Source organism: Gilliamella sp. CG25, assembly GCF_046635705.1.
GTDB lineage: Bacteria > Pseudomonadota > Gammaproteobacteria > Enterobacterales > Orbaceae > Gilliamella > Gilliamella apicola_I.
Genome location: NZ_JBIDFJ010000008.1, coordinates 119,318 through 140,526 on the forward strand (window position 1 = coordinate 119,318; position 21,209 = coordinate 140,526).

The 21,209-nt window shown below is 35.5% G+C and carries 16 protein-coding genes; all 16 read left to right on the forward strand.

What is annotated here, in order from left to right; all coding sequences use genetic code 11:
• The first annotated feature begins 507 nt into the window (after positions 1 to 507).
• Positions 508 to 1,008, forward strand: a complete 501-nt coding sequence (gene tssB / locus ACGH6P_RS07900) for a type VI secretion system contractile sheath small subunit (protein WP_065559521.1) — start codon at positions 508 to 510, stop codon at positions 1,006 to 1,008.
• A gap of 71 nt (positions 1,009 to 1,079) precedes the next feature.
• Entirely contained in the window at positions 1,080 to 2,612 is a 1,533-nt protein-coding gene (gene tssC, locus ACGH6P_RS07905) for a type VI secretion system contractile sheath large subunit (RefSeq protein ID WP_267350500.1), read from the forward strand.
• Positions 2,613 to 2,664: 52 nt separating this feature from the next.
• Entirely contained in the window at positions 2,665 to 4,017 is a 1,353-nt protein-coding gene (gene tssK / locus ACGH6P_RS07910; RefSeq protein ID WP_267360657.1) for a type VI secretion system baseplate subunit TssK, read from the forward strand.
• Between the two features lie 9 nt (positions 4,018 to 4,026).
• Positions 4,027 to 4,692, forward strand: coding sequence for a type VI secretion system protein TssL, short form (tssL, locus tag ACGH6P_RS07915; protein WP_267350495.1), 666 nt, complete (start codon positions 4,027 to 4,029; stop codon positions 4,690 to 4,692).
• Positions 4,693 to 4,703: 11 nt separating this feature from the next.
• Positions 4,704 to 6,464, forward strand: a complete 1,761-nt coding sequence (locus ACGH6P_RS07920; protein WP_411597200.1) for an OmpA family protein — start codon at positions 4,704 to 4,706, stop codon at positions 6,462 to 6,464.
• A 35-nt stretch (positions 6,465 to 6,499) separates the two neighbouring features.
• Complete coding sequence (locus ACGH6P_RS07925) at positions 6,500 to 6,988, forward strand: Hcp family type VI secretion system effector (protein WP_065559516.1); 489 nt, start codon at positions 6,500 to 6,502, stop codon at positions 6,986 to 6,988.
• A gap of 70 nt (positions 6,989 to 7,058) precedes the next feature.
• Positions 7,059 to 9,914 (forward strand): type VI secretion system ATPase TssH, encoded by a 2,856-nt coding sequence (gene tssH, locus ACGH6P_RS07930; RefSeq protein ID WP_411597201.1) that lies wholly within the window; start codon positions 7,059 to 7,061, stop codon positions 9,912 to 9,914.
• 585 nt (positions 9,915 to 10,499) lie between these two features.
• Complete coding sequence (locus ACGH6P_RS07935) at positions 10,500 to 10,766, forward strand: PAAR domain-containing protein (protein ID WP_411597202.1); 267 nt, start codon at positions 10,500 to 10,502, stop codon at positions 10,764 to 10,766.
• Positions 10,767 to 10,770: 4 nt separating this feature from the next.
• Positions 10,771 to 11,895, forward strand: coding sequence for a hypothetical protein (locus ACGH6P_RS07940; protein ID WP_267350488.1), 1,125 nt, complete (start codon positions 10,771 to 10,773; stop codon positions 11,893 to 11,895).
• A 17-nt stretch (positions 11,896 to 11,912) separates the two neighbouring features.
• Positions 11,913 to 15,254 (forward strand): ImcF-related family protein, encoded by a 3,342-nt coding sequence (locus ACGH6P_RS07945; RefSeq protein ID WP_411597203.1) that lies wholly within the window; start codon positions 11,913 to 11,915, stop codon positions 15,252 to 15,254.
• Positions 15,255 to 15,275: 21 nt separating this feature from the next.
• Positions 15,276 to 16,892, forward strand: coding sequence for a type VI secretion system protein TssA (gene tssA / locus ACGH6P_RS07950; RefSeq protein WP_267350485.1), 1,617 nt, complete (start codon positions 15,276 to 15,278; stop codon positions 16,890 to 16,892).
• Between the two features lie 97 nt (positions 16,893 to 16,989).
• Positions 16,990 to 18,753: a type VI secretion system baseplate subunit TssF gene (gene tssF, locus ACGH6P_RS07955; protein ID WP_267350483.1), complete on the forward strand. Its 1,764-nt coding sequence runs from the start codon at positions 16,990 to 16,992 to the stop codon at positions 18,751 to 18,753.
• Positions 18,717 to 19,778 (forward strand): type VI secretion system baseplate subunit TssG, encoded by a 1,062-nt coding sequence (gene tssG / locus ACGH6P_RS07960; protein WP_267350481.1) that lies wholly within the window; start codon positions 18,717 to 18,719, stop codon positions 19,776 to 19,778. The genes tssF and tssG overlap by 37 nt, the downstream gene beginning before the upstream one ends.
• A gap of 2 nt (positions 19,779 to 19,780) precedes the next feature.
• On the forward strand, positions 19,781 to 20,296 hold the full coding sequence (gene tssJ / locus ACGH6P_RS07965) for a type VI secretion system lipoprotein TssJ (RefSeq protein WP_411597204.1): 516 nt from the start codon (positions 19,781 to 19,783) through the stop codon (positions 20,294 to 20,296).
• A complete protein-coding gene (gene tssE, locus ACGH6P_RS07970) occupies positions 20,297 to 20,722 on the forward strand; it encodes a type VI secretion system baseplate subunit TssE (RefSeq protein ID WP_267350477.1) in 426 nt (141 codons plus the stop codon).
• Between the two features lie 25 nt (positions 20,723 to 20,747).
• Positions 20,748 to 21,209 (forward strand): contractile injection system protein, VgrG/Pvc8 family (locus ACGH6P_RS07975; protein ID WP_411597205.1); only part of this gene is annotated, 462 nt, incomplete at its 3' end.

Below are 21,209 nucleotides of genomic sequence, written 5' to 3' on the forward strand. Positions count from 1 at the left end.
TTCATAATAGCTTCCTTTAACTATCTAATAAAGTGATAAAAATAAATACACTTTAAATGTTAATGAGAATTATTATCATTTAAGTCGCTAAAGTCAAATAAATTTAGTCAATTTTTAAATTATTAGATAACGTATTTTAAATAAATATTTATTGAAAAAGGAGATAACCTTATCTATTAGAATAATAGCCATTTTAATAATTGATTTATTGAGTTAACTATAGTTAAAAAAATTTAAAAAACATTTTAAAAGTTGAGTTAGCATTAAATTTAATAAAATTTATTTAAAAATGATTAAAAAACAATCCATCAGTTCATATCTGTGACATCATAAAAACCCTTTATTTTGCTAGAAAAATAAGCAAATTTTAAAAAAATTTCTTTATGAAAAAATTAATTAATTTAAGCGTTAAGATTGTAATTAATTCGTAAATCGTGTAATTTATTCACAACTTAAGGGTAATTATTTATTTTAGCCTTTAAAGGGAATGGAAATTTAGGAGAAATTATGTCAAACAGTTATCAAAATGAAGTCCCAGCTGCCCGCGTAAATATCAGTTTAGATTTACACACTGGCGGAGCCTCAAAGAAAGTTGAACTACCACTTAAAATATTGTCAATTGGCGATTATGGTCGTGGAAAAGACAAACGTTCACTTTCTGAAAAAGAAAAAGTATCGATTAATAAAAATAATTTCGATGCAGTGTTAAACGATTTTAGACCAGAAGCTAAAATAAGTGTACCTAATACACTTGCAGATGATGGTAGTGACATCAGTGTTGATTTGGTGTTTGAATCTATGAAAGATTTTTCACCAGAACAAGTCGCTAAAAAAATCCCACAACTACGTTCTTTACTTGCAATGCGCAATCTATTAAGAGATTTGAAATCAAATCTATTAGATAACGCTACTTTCCGCTATGAACTTGAAAAAATAGTGAAAGATCAACAACTCTCTGATGAGCTCCGTGCTGAATTAGAATCAATTGTATCTGAAAGTAAAAAATAAAATTTTAATCAATCAAAACTCAATTTGCACAGCAAAATATAAAGTTTGATAAAAATTAAGAGATAAAAGTAATGAACGTACAAAAACAAAGCAATGCTAGTAAAGCAACCGTAGTAGAAGAGAATGGTAGTGTTTACCAATCTTTATTCGATAAAATCAATCTAAGTCCAATCAAAAAAGCGGGTGAAATTGATAAATTTGAAGATAACGAAGTATTATTTGAAGCTTCACAAGATGAACGTGTCACAATGGCAATCAATATTTTATTAAAATTGATTCAAAGTTCATCGCAAAAGATTGAAAAATTAGATAAACACCTATTAGATTATCACATCAGTCAAATAGACCAAAAATTAAGTCGTCAACTTGATGCTATTATGCATCACGAAACGTTCCAAGAAATCGAAGGAACATGGCGTGGTTTAAAATTCTTAGTTGACCGTACTGATTTCCGTCGTAATGTCAAAATTGAACTTTTAGATGTTTCAAAAGAAGATCTTCGCCAAGATTTCGAAGATGCGCCAGAAATTATCCAAACAGGTTTCTATCGTCATACCTATATTCAAGAATATGACACACCGGGTGGCGAACCAATTGGTGTAACAATTTCAAATTATGAGTTTGATCGTAGTTCACAAGACATCTCATTGTTACGTAATATTTCTAAAGTTGCAGCTGCTGCACATATGCCATTTGTAAGCTCTGTTGGTCCAAAATTCTTTGGTAAAGAAACCATGGAAGAAGTTGCCGCAATTAAAGATATTGGCAACTATTTCGACCGTGCAGAATACACTAAATGGAACAGCTTCCGTGAAACTGATGATTCACGCTACATCGGCTTGACTTTACCAAGAGTACTTGCTCGTCTGCCATATGGACCAGATACAATACCGGTACGTAGCTTCAATTATGTTGAAGATGTAAAAGGACTTGATCACAACCGTTATTTATGGACTAATGCATCCTATGCGTTTGCAGCAAACATGACTCAAAGCTTTATTCGTAATGGTTGGTGTGTACAAATTCGTGGACCGCAAGCAGGTGGACTAGTTGAAGATTTACCAATTCACCTTTATGATTTAGGTACTGGTAATCAAGTAAAAATTCCTACCGAAGTGCTTATCCCTGAAACACGCGAATTTGAATTTGCTAATTTAGGATTCATCCCATTATCTTTCTATAAAAATAGAGATTATGCATGTTTCTTCTCTGCGAACTCAACGCAAAAACCAGCACTTTATGATACAAAAGAAGCAACAGCAAACAGCCGTATTAATGCTCGTTTACCTTATATCTTCTTATTGTCACGAATTGCTCATTACTTAAAAGTTATTCAACGTGAAAATATCGGTGCAACTAAAGACCGCCGTATGTTAGAACTTGAATTAAATAAATGGATAAGCAACCTTGTCACTGAAATGACTGATCCAAGTGATGAAGTTCAAGCGGCTCACCCATTAAGAGAAGCAAAAGTCATTGTTGAAGATATTGAAGATAATCCAGGATTCTTCCGTGTTAAAACATTCTTAATTCCTCATTTCCAAATCGAAGGAATGGATATTAATTTATCAATGGTATCACAGATGCCAAAAGCTAAATCATAAGTATTAGCTTTTACTTGATTTCATTAATATCTATTAAGGAGTGTTAGGACACATGAAAATATTTCGTCCTTTATGGAATGAAGGCGTCTTTCTGACGCCTCAACAATTTCAACAACAAGCGTTGTGGGATCAATTCACTTCACAAAAATTAGCCACTCTAGCGGTGGCTAACCCATGGGGAATTGAAAACCTATCTATTGATTTGCAGGCACTAACCTTCGATCGATTACAAGCAGAATCAATAAGTATCCGATTTTCTGATGGTGTTGTCATCAATACGGATATAGCAGATAAACTACCGGAAGCAAGAATATTAAATACCGATATACCGGTCGAGCTTGAAGAAGTAACCGTTTTTATTGGTATACCGTTACTACAAGCCAACGGGGGTAACTGTTTACAAGAAAATCAACGTCTTGAACGCCCACTGCGTTATAGACAAGATTGGGTAGAAGTTACCGATTTATTGGGGCAAAATGTCGAAACTATATCTGTAGAGCATTATGCGTTAACATTCTTATTTGATTTTGAAAATCAAAGTGATTATCTAACCTGTCCTATAGCACGATTAAAACGAGATCTTAACGGGCGATTTGTACTGGATCAAGAATATCTTCCACCAATGTTAAACCTGCATACACAAAGTGGAACATTAGTTAAAGAACTTGAATTATTATGTGTTCAAATGCAAGCCAAACGGCAACATTTAACAGGAATGCGTCATGAGCGAAATCAACAAATGGCAGAATTTGCCACCGCTGATGTGTCATTATTTTGGTTGTTAAATGCATTAAATACTTATGAGCCTCAACTCAAATTTTTGCGTGATAATCCAACGATTCATCCTGAAAAGCTTTATCAAACATTAATAGCACTAACCGGTGCATTATTAACTTTCTCGCTTTTAAATAATGTAGATGGTATTCCAGCTTATCAACATAATAATCTTAATGAAGTTTTCCCTCCATTATTTGGATTAGTACGCAACTTACTGGAAGAAAGCTTACCTTCTCGAGTAATTAAAATTGAATTGGTTCATGACAAAGACACACTATGGACAGGACGATTAAATGACTCACGTCTTGTTGAAGATGCTGATTTCTATCTTTCTGTTCGTTCAAGTATGCCTGGTCATCAATTACAATCGCGGTTCCCAATCTTATGTAAAGCAGGTGCACCTGATGATGTTAGACAAATCATTCATTCTGCGTTATCTGGTATTCCAATTAAAGCATTGAGCCATGTTCCGGCAGCTATACCGGTACGTTTGGATAATCAATATTTTGCACTAGATCTTTCACATGAAGCGGCAAAAAATATGTTGCTTACACGCTGTTGTGAATTTTATGTACCACGTGCAATGCCTGATATTTCTTTGGAATTGTTTGCCGTATTGCGGTCATAGGATCAAATTATGAGTATAGAATCAAAACCAATTGTTATTGATGAATTATTACGAGATTCCATCTTAGTTGTAGTGCAGTTAAAAGCTAAAGCTGATATTCCATCAGGACATAAATTGTACGAAATTTGTAAACAACAAGTTATAACCGTACGAGAAAAATTACATCAAGCGCAGTATAGCCAAGATGTAATTGATGATATCAGTTATGCTTTATGTGCTTTATTAGATGAAACTGTATTACTTTGTCATCGAGATAATCCGAAAAATCAAGACTATGATGAATGGTTAGGTTCGCCATTACAAGTTATCTATTTTAACACGCACAGCGCGGGTGATGATCTATTCGATAAAATTCGTTCTCGCTTAAAAGCTGATAAAAAAGAAGGAATTGTTTTAGCTTGTTTTGACCGAGTATTAGGACTTGGTTTCCAAGGCTGTTATCTTGATAGACCTCAAATGGAACGAGAGCACCTGATACTCGCGCTACGTGAAGCTCTACGAGAATATGAGCCAGAACAATCATATCCAATCATTGAACAGACCAAAACATATCGTTATCAGTTTAGAAAAACCATTCTACTAGCTTGTACTGTCGTATCGGTTATTGTCGTTATTGGGCTTTACTTTTTATTGGATAATCAACTAGACAACTTGGTTAAGCAACTTGTTGGTTAAAAAGGTTTATTATGAGCGATTACCCTAAGCGCATTCAAATTATATATGCAGTCGTATTGAGTTTATTATTATTGTTTGTTTTCCTACCAATAACAATTGGCTGGAAAATACTTGGATCGATTCTCGTCTTTGCTATTGCCGGAGGTTTTCTTTGGCAAATGCGACGTTATCGACGAGTGCTAGCATCATCAACAGCAAATATCCAATTTTTAACTCAAAAACTTGATTTATTACCGGCAAGACAGCGTTATCGTTTACCAATACTCATGGTTACGGGTAGCGCGGCTAAAGATTTTTTTCCTGATGATTTATCGCTTGCCGAATCTAATGTATTAGTTTCGTCTGAAGCAGTTTGGATCTACGTTGATGAATTTTCACATCTACCGATAGTTTACGATTCATTAGTGGCGAAATGGCCTGATATGCTTGGTCGTGTAGGTATTTTCCTTGCCTTAACACCAGAAACAGAAGACAAACAGGGCTTATTCGTAGCTAAACTACAAGCATTTCGTCAATCATGGGTGGACACTTGTCGAATAGCTAAATACCAAATGCCTGTTTATCTTTCAACACATGTTGGACTGAACGACTTAATCTATGATGAAAATAACCCATTACCTGTATATTGGTTTCAATTATTAAATCAAAAATTATACTTGTTAGATCGTTATTTGTCGCCAATTACCAATTGGGTTAATGACATCAAAATTCCAACAGATGAACGTGAACGACGATTAAGACTTCGACCATTTTTAAGTGAAACAGAAAGTTGGATTGAAGACGTAGTATTAACCACTTTAGTTAATGACAAGCAACCTATTGCTAAATGTGTACCGACTGGTGTAGCAATCTATCCTACCAACCAATCGATTGTTCACGATAATCTCATGCAAAAAATATGGGAAAATGCGACAAGTTTATCATTACCAAATACGCATAAAATACAAGACGGTGTCACCCCGCCAGATGCATTAGTTAAATTTATGCCAATTGCATATCCATTTTCGCCTATTAGCTCAATGATCTGTGGTTTAGTTATTATCACATCATTATTTTTAATGGGAAGTATGGGGGCGTCATATTGGAATAACATCAAATTAATCGATAGAATTCAAAATGATATTCATCATTACTATTTAGTCCCAATGGGCAATTATGATGAGAAAAAAGAGGCACTTGAAGTACTACGAAATGATAAAACCATGCTAAATGAATACTATGCTAAAGGTGAACCTATTCGTTTAGGAATGGGGTTATATCGTGGATTACAGCTAGTTGAACCGCTCAATGTAGCCATGAGTGACTATGTAGCAAAACCACCAGAACCTGAAAAAGTAATTGTTGAAAAAACGCAGGTTATTGTTAAAGAGCCACCTCCGCCAATTCGTCTAGATAGCTTAGCGTTATTTGAAAGCGGACAAGCAAGTTTAAAATCTGGTTCAGAAAAAGTGTTAATTAACGCATTAATGGAAATACAAAAACAGATTAATGCAAATCCTGGTACAGGTTGGTTAATGATCATTACGGGTCATACCGACTCAGTTGGCGATGAAACCAAAAATCAACAACTATCATTTAATCGAGCCATGTCAGTACGTGATTGGATATTAAAAGCGAGTGACATACCAGAAACCTGTTTCGCCATCCAAGGGTATGGTGCAAAAAAACCTTTAGTGGATAACGATACTCCAGAAAATCGTGCAAAAAACCGAAGGGTAGAAATAAATTTAGTTCCTCAAGCGTCAACATGTATTTTGACGAATGAAAACTAAGAGTGTGAAACAAAAACAATAAAAGGAGATAAACAATGGCTGTACCAGCTTATATGTTTTTAAAAGATGACGGCGGTGCCGAAATCAAAGGTTCTGTAACCGTTGTTGGTCGTGAAGGAAGTGTAGAAGTGGTTGAATTCGATCACCGAGTATACATCCCAACCGATGGTAATACAGGTAAATTAACAGGAACTCGTGTACATAAAGCACTTGAATTTGTTAAAGAAGTTGATGCATCTTCACCTTACCTATACAAAGCTGTAACTACTGGTCAAAACTTAAAATCAGTTGAGATCAAATGGTACAAAATCAACGATGCAGGACAAGAAGTTGAATATTTCAATACATTAATGGACGGTGTAAAAGTCGTATCTGTTAAACCTGAAATGCACAACATCAAAGATCCAACGAAAGAACAATACAACCACTTAGAACGTATTGAACTTCGTTATGAAAAAATTACTTGGACTTATAAAGATGGCAACATCATCCACTCAGACAGCTGGGTAGAAAGCCGAGGTTAATTTTAACTTACACAGTCCCTATTTATAGGGGCTGTATTTATTTTATTAATGATTAAGGAAAGAAATAGTAATGATAGCTGATCCCTCTGTTTTATTAAGACGACTAAATCCGTACTGTGCGAAATCGCTTGAAGCTGCGGCTGGATTATGCCAAACACGAGCACATACCGAAATTACACTTGAACATTGGTTATTAAAATTACTAGAACAGGGTTCAGGTGACATAACGATAATTTCAAGACATTATCAACTCGATATGGATAAAATTTGGACTGGATTACTCAATTATCTAGACGCACTACCGCATACTATTAACACAAAACCAAGTTTATCGCCATCGTTGATAGCTGTAATGCAATCAGCATGGTTAAAAGCGTCGCTAGAAAATCATGAAGAAGTTATTCGCTCAGTTCATATATTGCAAGCATTGCAAGAAATGCCACATTGCTTAAAAGCTCAAGATGCATGGCAACTACTTAGTTTATCGCCGGTTTCATTGCAAAAAATGCGATTACAATTGGATGAAACTTCGGACGAAAACCCAGCTAACCAATACAGCTATCAATCCGATACAGCGATCAGCGCTACAGACAGTTTTGGTATTGATTCAACAGCGAACTCAACAATCGCTGCAAACAAAACACAAAAAAACGATGCGAATGATGCTACAAATAATAATGATAAACAAATCGCTCAACAAAAGCATCATCAAGCGGCGCTTGAACGTTTTACCGAAAATGTCACTGAAAAAGCCAAATCAGGTAAAATTGATCCCGTTTTTGGTCGTGACAGTGAAATCAGACAAATGGTCGATATTCTATCCCGTCGTCGTAAAAATAACCCAATTCTTGTCGGTGAACCAGGGGTAGGTAAAACTGCGCTAGTTGAAGGTTTAGCACTTCGAATTGCTGAAGGAAACGTACCAAAAAATCTTGCGGATGTTAGCATCCTAACGTTAGATCTTGGATTATTACAAGCTGGAGCTGGCGTAAAAGGTGAATTTGAACAAAGATTAAAAAATGTGATTGATGCTGTTCAACAGTCTCCAACCCCAATATTGCTATTTATTGACGAAGCTCATACTATTATCGGCGCGGGTAATTCTGCGGGTGGCGCAGATGCGGCAAACTTACTAAAACCTGCATTAGCACGTGGAGAACTACGCACTATTGCAGCGACAACATGGTCTGAATACAAACAATATTTTGAAAAAGATGCCGCTTTAGAGCGTCGTTTCCAAATGGTCAAAGTAGACGAACCTGATGACGATCGAGCATGTTTAATGTTGCGTGGCTTAAAATCACGTTATGCTAAACACCATGGCGTACATATCCTAGACGAAGCTGTCAAAACAGCCGTTTCACTATCAAGACGTTATATCAGTGGACGTCAACTACCCGATAAAGCGGTTGACCTGCTTGATACAGCGTCAGCACGTGTACGTATGGGGCTAGATACGATACCAGAATCAATTACACAGCTTGAAGCTAAAATTGCCTCACTGAAAATTGAACAAGATGCAATTAACGCAGATCTGGCATTAGGTGAAAATTTAACGAGCGATCGCTTAAAAGAAATAGACATCCAGTTAGCCAAACTACAAGACAAACTAACTATTCAACAAACTCAATTTGAAAAAGAGAAAAAACAAATTGAAACATTGATAGAATTACGTCAAAAACTGACGAATAAATCAGATAGCAAGCTACTCAAAAAACTCAGCGATGCTCAGCAAGAATTAAATGAGCTACAAGGTCATAACCCACTACTTTCACTGGATGTTGACAGTCGCACAGTCTCATCCGTTATATCAGACTGGACAGGTGTTCCATTAGAAAGTTTACTAAAAGATGAGCAAAGCCACTTACTTGCGCTTGAAGATGATTTACGTCAACGTGTTGTGGGACAAGATAATGCCCTGTTTGAATTAGCTAAACGTATTCGTGCAGCAAAAACTGGACTGACATCAGAAGATGCACCAATGGGCGTATTTTTATTAGTTGGTCCGTCAGGTGTTGGTAAAACCGAAACAGCTTTAGCATTAGCAGATACCCTATTTGGTGGTGAACAATCACTGGTAACCATTAACATGTCAGAATACCAAGAAGCGCACACCGTATCACAACTTAAAGGATCACCTCCGGGATACGTAGGTTATGGTCAAGGTGGGGTATTAACCGAAGCCGTTCGAAAACGACCATACAGTGTTGTATTACTGGACGAAGTCGAAAAAGCACATCGTGATGTACTTAACTTATTCTATCAAGTCTTTGATCGTGGCTTTATGCGTGACGGTGAAGGTCGAGAAATCGATTTCCGTAATACCTTAATATTAATGACATCTAACTTAGGTAGTGATGAGCTTATGGCGCTTTTCGAAGAAATGCCAGACGCCGATATTGCGACACAACAAGAACTTCTACGTCCGATCATTCGTGAACATTTCCAACCGGCATTATTAGCACGTTTCCAAACAGTAATCTATACACCACTTGGTAAAGACGCATTACGCAAAATTGTTGAAATGAAACTCAATAAAGTTGCCAGCCGACTACAAAAACACTACAAAATTGTATTTAATGTGGGCGAAAAACTTTACGACACCTTGGTATCAGCGTGTTTACTACCAGATACAGGTGCACGAAACATTGACAGTATCTTAAATCAACAAATTTTACCTGTGGTATCAAATTTATTACTACAACGAAGCAGTACAACTAACAATCAAGTACCAACGTTAATCCTTGATTTTGACGAATCAGAAGGAATCGTACTTGAATGGGAAAGTGAGCAAACTAAAACAAAATCAGTTGAAACCAAACAGGCAGAAGCTAAGCCTGCTAAAGCTAAGACGGTTAAAACAACTAAAGCTAAACAAGCAGAAAATACTAAAGATAAGAAAGAAAAGGCTACCAAAAAAGCCTAATAAGTAAGTAAAACGTTAACGAATAAAATCGTTAGCGTTTTACAAAATGATAAAACAGTGAAAGTGTTCATCAATCTTTTCGTTTAACATTATCTTAGTAAAATTGTAGCGATACTGAATGATGTCACACATGATTTTGATGTTAGGTTGAAGTATGAATGCTTTTTACTAATTTCTGTTTTAATGAATTGAAATTTATGAATATTTTAATTTTACATGATATTAAACAATTACTTATATCACCAATAATAAACTTCAAAATAAGAATTATATACCAACAAATAATAAATTAATTATGGTGATTAAAAGCTGACTAAGATAACAGAAAATACTTTGGCTAAAGTAATAATTAAAAATAAATAGTGATTCATAGCAAACAGTTATAAAAATAAAATTGTAATAATAGTGTTAGTTAATAACCCAAAAATAATGTTATTTGTATATAAATTATAACTTAAGGGTATTAACTCGATACTGATAATGAACATAAAGTGATCGAAAAAAATTAATTTGCAAATTTTATACAATATCCGATGGTTGCATAAAAAATGAAACACCAATAAATGAATAATAAAGGAATGAAAGATGGCTAAAAATGTAGTGAGATTAGGTGATCCGACTACTCATGGAGGTAATGTAATTACTGCTTCATCCACCATGATTGTTGAAGGCAAACCCGTTGCTTTAGTCGGTGATTTGGTAAGTTGCCCAAAAAAAGGGCACGGAATCAATCCTATTATTGAAGGTGTTGAAAGAAGTTATTCGGATGGAAAGCAAGTCGTCGTAGATCAATGTGCTTGTGCCTGTGGCTGTAAAGTAATTTCGACAATTAGTACATCGGAGATGGAATAATATTATGTCTTGGCCTAAACCAAATGTTACAAATATAGTAAAACAACCTATAAGTTTTAGTCGTGCAAAATGGGGAATTTTTTTTGTTGTATTAATTATAATTACCGCGTTAATACTTGCAGCCTTATGGCCAGATAAAAGCTTTGCGACTCAATTCACTTACTGGGCTGGCGTAATTTTAATACCAACTATAATTGGAGGTTCGGCATTTGGCGTACGAATATATCTTTATGGTTTAGCACAAGAAGAATATGAAATATGGCAAAATGAACAACAAACTATTGATAATAATTGGCAAAATTGGGCAATGAAATCATTAGTTGTTCTTGAAAGTTATTATTATTTAGTTAGTAATGTCAATGCAAGAAAAATATTCGATGATGAGATCAATATAGATTCTCAGATCAACAAATCGCTTGAATTTGAAGAAACATTTGAATTGAAGCACAAGCTTGAAGATCTATTCATCAAATTTAATAAAATACTGGCTCTATTGCCTAAATCTGAAACATTGCATATTACAGTTTATTCATCAGACAAGTCTTATCAACCTATTGATAACGAAATAAATCAAGCTATTCGAGCATCTAACATAGAAAATAAATTTACTTTACAACAGCAAATTCTTTTTCGTAACACTAATATAAAAAAAATAGTAGAAAATATTGATACACCAGATTCAGGTTTAGAGCTAATTATAATTAATAATCAAAAATCAGAAGGGTCTGCTTTTTTGGCCAGTTTTTTACTGCTTAATAAAGACTATTACGAAGATTTAAAATTGGATTTTGCAAAGATAGAAATCTTAAGACCAATGATTGCTAATGATTTAGAAGAAGGTCTGAATCAAATGGTCGAAATGCAAAGTGCACTTAAAACAATAAATCAACTTTGGGTAACCAATATAAGTAATAAACAAAAAGCTGATGTGGCTAAAGAATTAACGCTACATGAGATTTCACCAGAACATATATATTCACTTGAAAGTTTTGTCGGTAAGTCAACAGAACTTACTTATTGGTTAGCATTAGCACTTACATGTGAAATGATGAGTATAACTCAGAACAATAATTTAATTGTTTCAGAAAGCCAACACCAATGGCAATTTTCTGTGATAAAAAATGTATAAAAGGAAAGGTGTGTTAAATGAGAAATAAATGGAAACGAATTGGATTAATTTTCATTATTTTATTAGGGGCCATATCAATAGCTATAGGACTATCTATTTGGGGTGATGACCTAGGTTACAAAACATTAGGACATAAAATAGAAATTTGGATATATTGTATGCTATTTTTATTAGGCTTACTTTTAACGCCTTCCATAATAACGAATAGTCGACGACTAGCAGCAAAAGATAAAGCGAAAAGAGAATCACTTAATCCTGCTGAAACAGATAAAAAAACGAAAAAAGTAATTCCATTTTCAGAATTTATCGATATACAAAAAAAATGTCGTTACATTACAGGTATATTTTGGCGCTACAAAATTCGTAAATGTCTGGTTCTTGGAAAATCAAATGACATAGAAAGCGTTTTTCCTCGCTTACCTCAAGAACAATGGCAATTGAATGATAAGACATTAGTGATTTATGGTGGAGATATTGAAGATGAACTTAATATCCCATGGTTACAAGCTTTAAAAAAACACCTTTCTCGGTTTTTGCCATTTTCACGAAAACCATTAAATGCGGTAATTTGGGTGGTGCCTAAAAATTATCTTGTCAATAACCGTCAACAACAATCAATTATTGAAAAGGCAGTATTACAATTTAAATCTCGAGATAAAATTTTAAAGTGGTCTTCGCCGCTTTATCTTATCTCAACGGAAGAAACCGAATGGTCACAAGCAGGACGAATCGAGCAAAGCGTTGGTCTGATATTTCCTACATTAAATAAAGAATCAATGGATTCTGTGGTGTTATCACTTAATCAACTAGCTTCAGAATGTAGCAAACGTGGTATACAGCAAATTAAAGAAAAAACGACATATTCGTTTTTACTTAAATTAAGTCAAGATTTAGTAAAAGGTAATATTACTAATATTCAACGTTATTTAAGTTCATTGACAGCACTTCCATATTCGCCACGAATACGTGGATTATTTTTTACACCACATCAAGTCTTATCCAATGATGAAATCCCGTACTTAAATAACTATTTGACTATGACGCCAACATGGGAATCGATCAGTGAAGATGCAAAGTTACAGTCAGGTCGACGAATGGGCATTCAATGGGGACTAATTATTAACTGCGCGATATTAGGTGCAATACTCGTTACGGGAGTAGGATTAATCACATCCTATCTTCAAAATGCATTTCTTATTAACGGAAGTATTGAACTGGTAAAACAGGCTGATGATTCGGTAAATAAAAATTATAAGACAAAATTACAGACACAATTTGAATTGCAACAACGCATTGAGCAATTATTACATCGTAAACAACATGGCGCACCATTATCGTATCGATTTGGATTAAACCATAATGATCAGCTACTCAGTAAATTATGGCTTACTTATAAAGTTACCAACTCACGCAATATTGCAACACCATTTCATACGTTAATGACTGACTACTTAACGCTATTAACAGAACTTCCACCGGATAGTCCTGAACGTTTGAAATTAGTAGATTCTGCATATGACTTTTTAAAAGCTTATTTAATGCTAAGTCATCCCGATAAAAGCGATGGTATATATTTAAGCCAGTTTGCCTCAGATAAATGGCGTGCACCGGAAGGTATTAGTGATGGAGATTGGCAACGACTAATGCCCGATCTTGTCCGTTTTTGGGGACAAGTCTTGAAAAATAATCCTAACTGGGCATTACAAGAAGATAAACGTTTAGTAAATGGCGTACAAAAAATATTAATTAATAAAATTGGTGTTCAAAATGCTGTTAATACGCTTTATCAAGACATAATTCAACGTGCAAGCCAGCAATACAATAACCTAAATTTAAATCAACTGCTTGATGGTATTGACAGTAATATACTTTTTATCAATGATGTAGAAGTGCCTGGTATATTTACCCGAAAAGCATGGGAAGAAACCATTAAAGATGAGATAAATGATGCGGCTAAATCACGCAAAGAACAAATTGACTGGGTATTAGGGGAAGGGAGCCAAAGCAATTTAATTGCCTCAATATCACCTAATGTATTAAAACAGCAGTTGAAAGATCGCTACTTTAGCGAATATGGAGCATCATGGGCTTATTTTCTAAATAACATCCAATGGCAGCCAGCTAACAATGTTTCTGATGTCATTGAACAGTTAACGTTACTCGCTGATAATCGCCAATCACCACTAATTGCACTTATCAATGTAGTTAAATATCAATCTGAAGTTGATTATTCAGGTGATGGCATATCGGATAATTTAATTCGTACTGCTCAACAAATTATGGGCAAAAGAAACCAATCTATTATTCCTATAGCCAATAATGAAGCATCGGGGCCTTTAACAGCTACTTTTTCACCAATTGTAAATCTAATAAAAAATGAAAACAGTAATAGTCTTTCATTACAGACTTACTTATCTCGAGTAACACAAGTTCGCTTAAAATTACAAAATGTGACCAATAGCGCTGATCCTAAAGCAATGATGCAAGGACTTGCAAAAAGCGTATTTAAAGGGACTTCAGTTGACTTAACCGAAACTCGAGATTATGGAAATCTAATTGCAGCTAATTTAGGTAATGAATGGTCAGGTTTTGGTCATAGCTTATTTAAACAACCGCTTGAGCAGTCTTGGCAGGTTGTATTAACACCTGCAACAGAAAGTTTTAATGAAATTTGGCAAAATTACATTGTCAATCAATGGGAAAAGTCATTTGCGGGTCGTTATCCATTCAAAAATAGTGAAAATGAAGCATCATTAGCTGAACTTGCTCGTTTTTTACGAAGTGATACTGGAATTATTGATAACTTTATTATAAATGAACTAAACGGTGTATTAGAAAAGAAAGGCGGACGTTGGATAGTCAATACCGTGAATGCTCAAGGTCTTAACTTCTCACCAAAATTTCTTGATGCATTAGAGTTATTTAATGATTTATCATCCGAATTGATCACATCAGGTGATGTAACCTTATCGTTCGATTTAATGCCACGTAGTGGTAACAAAATTGTTCGTACTGAATTAATCATCAATAAACAAAAACTAGAATACTTCAATCAAGCCCCAACATGGCAACGCTTCAATTGGCCAGGGGATGGCTATTCACCTTTTTCTCAACTCAGTTGGAGTTCTGATGAGGCAGGGTTAAAACTATTTGATTACTACAATGGTGATTGGGCACTTATAAGACTACTTGAAAAAGCATCTGTAAAAGCGCTTGATTCAAGTCGTTATGAACTAGTTTGGAAAGTATCTGACGAAGGTAAATTACGATATGTATTAAGGACACAATTGGGGCAAGGGCCACTAACGTTGTTAAAATTGCGTAATTTCACCTTACCAACCAGAGTATTTGAAAATTAATTAAAATGATGGAAAATTATTATGTTTAGCCAATTGTTAAATCGTTTATTTGGAACACAAGATTCAACTGAATCAGTCAAAAAAAATTTAACCCAACAATGGGCGGATTGGCTAGAACCAATTAGTCCAGAAAAACCTACAGGTGAAGATTTAACTTACCACGATACTTTTCAAGAAATAAAAGAAGAAATCGCCAAACTATCAGGTATTGATTATGAATTGATCGTCACTGAAAGTGAAAACATATTAAAACAGAGCAGTAAGGATATTCGAGTGGCAACTTATTATTGCTTAGCCCGATTACATCTTGACGGCGCAGAAGGATATGCGGACGGTGTTGAATTATTAGCCGGCTTACTTGAAAAATTCGGAACAAATATTTATCCATCACGGCATAATGTCCGCAAAAATGCGATTGAATGGTTGGCTAATGCAAAATTTATTGATCAACTTACCCAATTACAACCAATTTCTGACGAATGCCTGTCACGTATCATTGTTGCATTAAATGAATTAGATAGCACAATCAAAACACTTTTTGTCAGTGAAAACCCTGATCAAGCTATTGAAGCACCTGATTTATCAGCTCTCGTACATTTTTTTAGTAATAACTTAAAACAACAAGTTAGAAGTTCACAACCAGAGGAATCGACATCGTCATCATCTTTAGCTTCGTCTGAAACAACTGCCGAATCTTTTCCAAAAATGACAGATGTCAAAATTGGTTCTCAACGTGATTTACTGGATCAAGCTCGTAAAATGGCGGCTTTTTTACGCGAAAAGCCAGAAGGATATCTTGCTGCTGGTCGCTTTTTACGAATATTACGTTGGGATACCATTGTCGATTTACCGCCAGCAGATCATCGAGGACGTACTCGCTTACCAGCGCCAAGAGCAGAATTAAAACAAAATATTAGTCGATTAATAATTCAACAGCAGTGGTCTGAACTATTTGAGCGTGTAGAAGCTGCATTCATGGAAGGTGCTAATCATTTTTGGTTAGACCTTCAGCGAGCAACGATTATGTCACTACAAAAAATGGGGGCACCACATCAAGCTTGGGCGGATATATTTCTAACTGATATAGGTTTGATGTTAGAAAGATTGAATGGCATAGAACGGCTTTCATTCGATAATGGCACACCTTTTGCCGATGATGAAACACTTAGTTGGATTGCAACCAATGCAAGAATACATCATTTAGATGAAGGTGACAGTATTGCGCCAATATCGATTTCTGGTGAAAACGATTGGAACGAAATAGAAAAACAAGCATACGAATTAGCACAGTCTGAAACGTTGGAAAAAGCATTTCAATGGTTACAAAATTTGCCAACATTACGCTCACCTAAACAGCGATATTTACTGCAATATACGCAAGCAAGAGTAGCTGAACAACTGGGTAAACAAGAAATTGCATTAAAATTATTGATTGGCTTAAATAACCAACAACAATCAATGACATTGCTTGACTGGGAACCAGAGCTAATCTTTGATGTTAAACGATTTTTATTAAAGCTATTAAAGCAAAAAAATCAATTAAAAGATGGTATAAAAGTTGAATTATCAGAAAAAATAGATCTGTTACAACATGAATTAATGCAGCTTGATCCTGCACGGGCACTCAGCATGATGTAAAAAGGCAGTATCAAAAAACGAAATAATGAATAATACAAATTTTGTAATAAAAACAATTAACCAAGTGAAAATAACACAACAATGAAAGAGATTAACAATGGATGATTTAATTTTACGCTATTACGAATCGGAAATGCGATATTTGCGAGAAGCCGGAAAAGAATTTGCTAAAATACATCCTGATAGGGCAAGTTTTTTAAACTTAGATCGTGTCGGAGACCGTGACCCATATGTAGAACGATTATTTGAAGGTTTTGCCTTTTTAACAGGACGGTTACGCCAAAAAATTGATGACGATTTACCTGAACTAACAGAAAGCTTAGTCACCTTACTTTGGCCACATTATTTACGTTTAATTCCATCATTATCGATTGTCGAATTAACACCAAATTATACAACGCTATCACGTCAAGAAGTGATCCCTAAAGGCCTGCAAGTACAAACCGAGCCACTTGGACAAGTTGGCACTAAATGCCCATTTCGTACAACTCAAGAAGTGACATTACAGCCAATAAAAGTTAATCAAGTGACTTTAGGGCTTAATCACGATGGACGAAGCATGATAACTATCCGTATAGGTTTTAGCGAATTGGCGGATAAAGAACAGTTAGATTTATCATGTTTACGCCTATACCTAAATGCTGATGCACCAATTGCATCAACTTTACATCATGCATTGACTCAGCAAGTAGGACAAATACATGTTCGTTACTCAGATGATCCAGAAACACGAGTTACACTCGATGGAAAAATTACACCAGTAGGATTCAGTGAAGAAGATCGTCTATGGCTCAAACCAGATAATGCGTTTTCAGGATATCAACTACTATTGGAATATTTTGCATTTCGTGAAAAATTTATGTTTGTTGACTTACATGGTTTAAAAACAAGCAATATATCAGAAGCATGTACTTATATCGATATAGAATTAACGCTCAATCAAACATGGCCAAGCGACATGCCATTTGGGCATGATAACATTCGTTTGCATTGTGTCCCTGTTATCAACCTGTTTGACATGGAAGCGGATCCCATTGTTGTTAATCAGCTAGAAAGTGAATACCTACTAAGACCACTGTTAAGACAGGACGGGCATATAGAAGTTTATTCAGTTGAAAATGTAGAAGCGATCACCAATGATGGACGATATCGTTATGTACCATTTACCAGCTTTAAACACCGTGGTGGAATGTTACGTCACGACGCACCGGAACGGTATTATCACACACGTGTGAGAAAAGGGCCTTCGGGGCTACATGACACATGGCTAATCTTAGGTGGAAAAATATGGGATAAAAACGAAATCCTTGAAACCGAAACTTTATCATTAAGAGTCACAGGAACCAATGGAATGCTACCACGTAAAGCACTACGCAATGCACGCATTCATAGTCTTCTTGATTCAAATAGTAGTATTGCCAAAGTACGCAATCTTTGTTCACCGACAATGCCTTGTTATCCGCCGACAGAAGATCGTTTTTATTGGCGAATATTATCGCATCTTGCACCAAATTACTTATCGTTAATGAATGCTGAAGTCTTACGAGGAACTTTAGCGCTATACGACTGGACGGACAACGAATTAAATAGAAGACGCCTTGAAGGCATAGTTGAGGTCACTCATCGCATGATTAAGCGAACCGTTAAAGGCATGTTACAACGGGGTATAGAAATTGAGGTCACTATCAATAGTTTTCAATTTTCGGGTGAGGGCGATGTCATGTTATTTGGTGAATTATTACATCAATTTTTTGCCTTATATGCTGATGTCAATTTATTTACGCAGTTGGTTATTATCAGTTTACCTACAGGAAACAAAATAGTATGGAATCAGAGCAAAGCATCGAAAACAGCCCTTTAATGCAAATGCTTGAAAAAGAACTGCCAAGAATCAATTTTTACCGTTTTTGTCAGTTACTTGAGCAAATGTATTCAGTAGATCCGATATTAGGGAAACATGAATCGCCTGCGGCTGATCCGTTACGATTTGCGCCTTCGGTGGATATGTCATTTCCGGCTAGTGAACTAAAATATATTGAGAAAGCACCTTATATCAACCGTCCAACAACGGTAAGAACGCGATTTTTAGGTCTATATGGTGTTGATGCCGTATTACCACTAGGTTTGATTGATAACATTATTCGTCGTGATGAAAACTATCAAGTTATGACTGACTTTCTTGACATGTTCAATCACAGAGTCATCACACAATTTTATCGCATTTGGTTAAAGTACCACTATCCGGCAAGCTACATAGAAGGAGGACGAGATCCAGTATCCCAATGTTTATTTGGCTTAATTGGGTTAGGAATCAAAGGCATAAGAGAGCAAATTGGCACGCCATTATCACGTTTTTTTGCATTACTTGGACTAATGTCACAAAAAACACGAACAGCAGAAGGGATTGTTGGACTTATTCGAGTTATGGTTGATGATGCCAAAGTTGATGTCAGTGAATTTTATCCTGTTTGGCAATCAATAGATAATCCTGCAAAATTAGGTGGAAAGGAACCTAATCGAATTGGGTTAGATGGTGGTGGAACATTGGGTTCACGCTTCAAAGAGTGCAATCAAAGTATTCATATTTCAATAACGCCACAACACGAACATCAAATTGCTGAGTTATTGCCTGACGGACAATTATTCCATGACATCTTAGCATTATTACGCACTTATTTAGGCTATCGAGTAGATGCTAAAATAACGCTGTGTATTAAACGAATTTTTCTACCAAGAAGTCAATTAAAATCAAAAAATAGCAGATTAGGATTAACTGCATCTTTTAATAAAACTGACGAAAATAATCAACCCATTCAAGACGAAATCAAAGTCAATTTGGGAAGTTATTCAGGCGTTGATTATCGAGCATATCAAACAAAGGACTAAAAATGAGAATAATCAAAACATTAATTGCAAGTTTGTTAATTATTTCGCTAGCGGGCTGTGGTCTTGCCCAAAGCGTAAGTGAAACAGCAGTTGAAATTACAGATTCTGTTTTTAAATGGAATGTTAGAACGTTACATTTAGATCTTAAAGCAAGAGCAGAACTCAATGTAGATGATGATAGTCGATCATCACCTGTTGTAATTCGCATTTATCAATTAAAAGATGTCGATAATTTCAATACAGCCACCTATCAAGAACTGGTTGATAATGATAGTGAAATCTTACAAGAATCACTGATTGAAAGTAAAGAAGTCGTATTAAAACCCGACACTGCTATTTCAATTGATATCCCATTTGACAAAAAAGCCGATGCGGTTGGAATTATAGCACTTTTCAAAGAGCCGAATTTAAAAGATAACACTTGGCGATTAGTCTTGGAGCGGGGTGATCTTTATATAACTGAACCACGTGAAATTATTGCTAGTCAATATACCATTAAACTTGTGGAAGAAAAGTAAATGAGCGCATCATTATATGACATCTTATATGGCTATTTCGAATCTGGCATCCCGGTGGATGATATAGACGAAAAAGAACAAACGATTATAAGTGTAATGGATAACATTGAACGTATCTTAAATAGTCGGGCAGGGGCTATTAACCATATGCCTGATTATGGGTTACCGGACATGTCTACTATCTTTCAAGCATTACCGTCATCAGCTTATGTATTAATGAGAGCTATAGAACAAACACTACTTATTTACGAACCACGACTTGAATCGATTAATATCAATATTGATGAAAAAAATAATGACTCAATGGTTCTCAGTTATGAATTAGTCTGTTATTTCAAAGAAGGTGGACTTGTTAAATACGGCACCTACTTTATGCCTGATGGCAAAGCACAATTAAGATATACCAAAAAAACGACACGTACTTAATGTCGAAAATACAAAGGAGTAACCCATGGCGAACAAAATAACCAGCCTTATCAATCAAGTCGGTGAAAGTTTACTGAATGAACTAACGGGTGAGGTAAGCCACAACCGCTACACCTTAACGGTTGATAATCTGATTTCGCCGGTTTCTGTTTTACACGTACAAGGTGATGAACAGCTCAACCAGCCATGGCATTACACCATTGACTTCACCAGCCCGGATAAAACCTTATCGCCCGATGATATACTCAATCAAAAAGCATCATTTTCCTTTAATCCTGCGGTTAAAAATGTGCTGGCAACGGCGATTCGTTCCCTAAGTGACCTGCCTGTTGAGAGTGACTTACGCAAAATATATGGCGTTATCACCCGTTTTAGTTTGTTATCGGTCAGTAAAGAGCAGGCACATTATAAGATAGTGTTATCGCCTCGTTTAGCCAGATTAGCTTTAAATCGCAATAATGCGATATACCAAAACCAAAGTGTGATT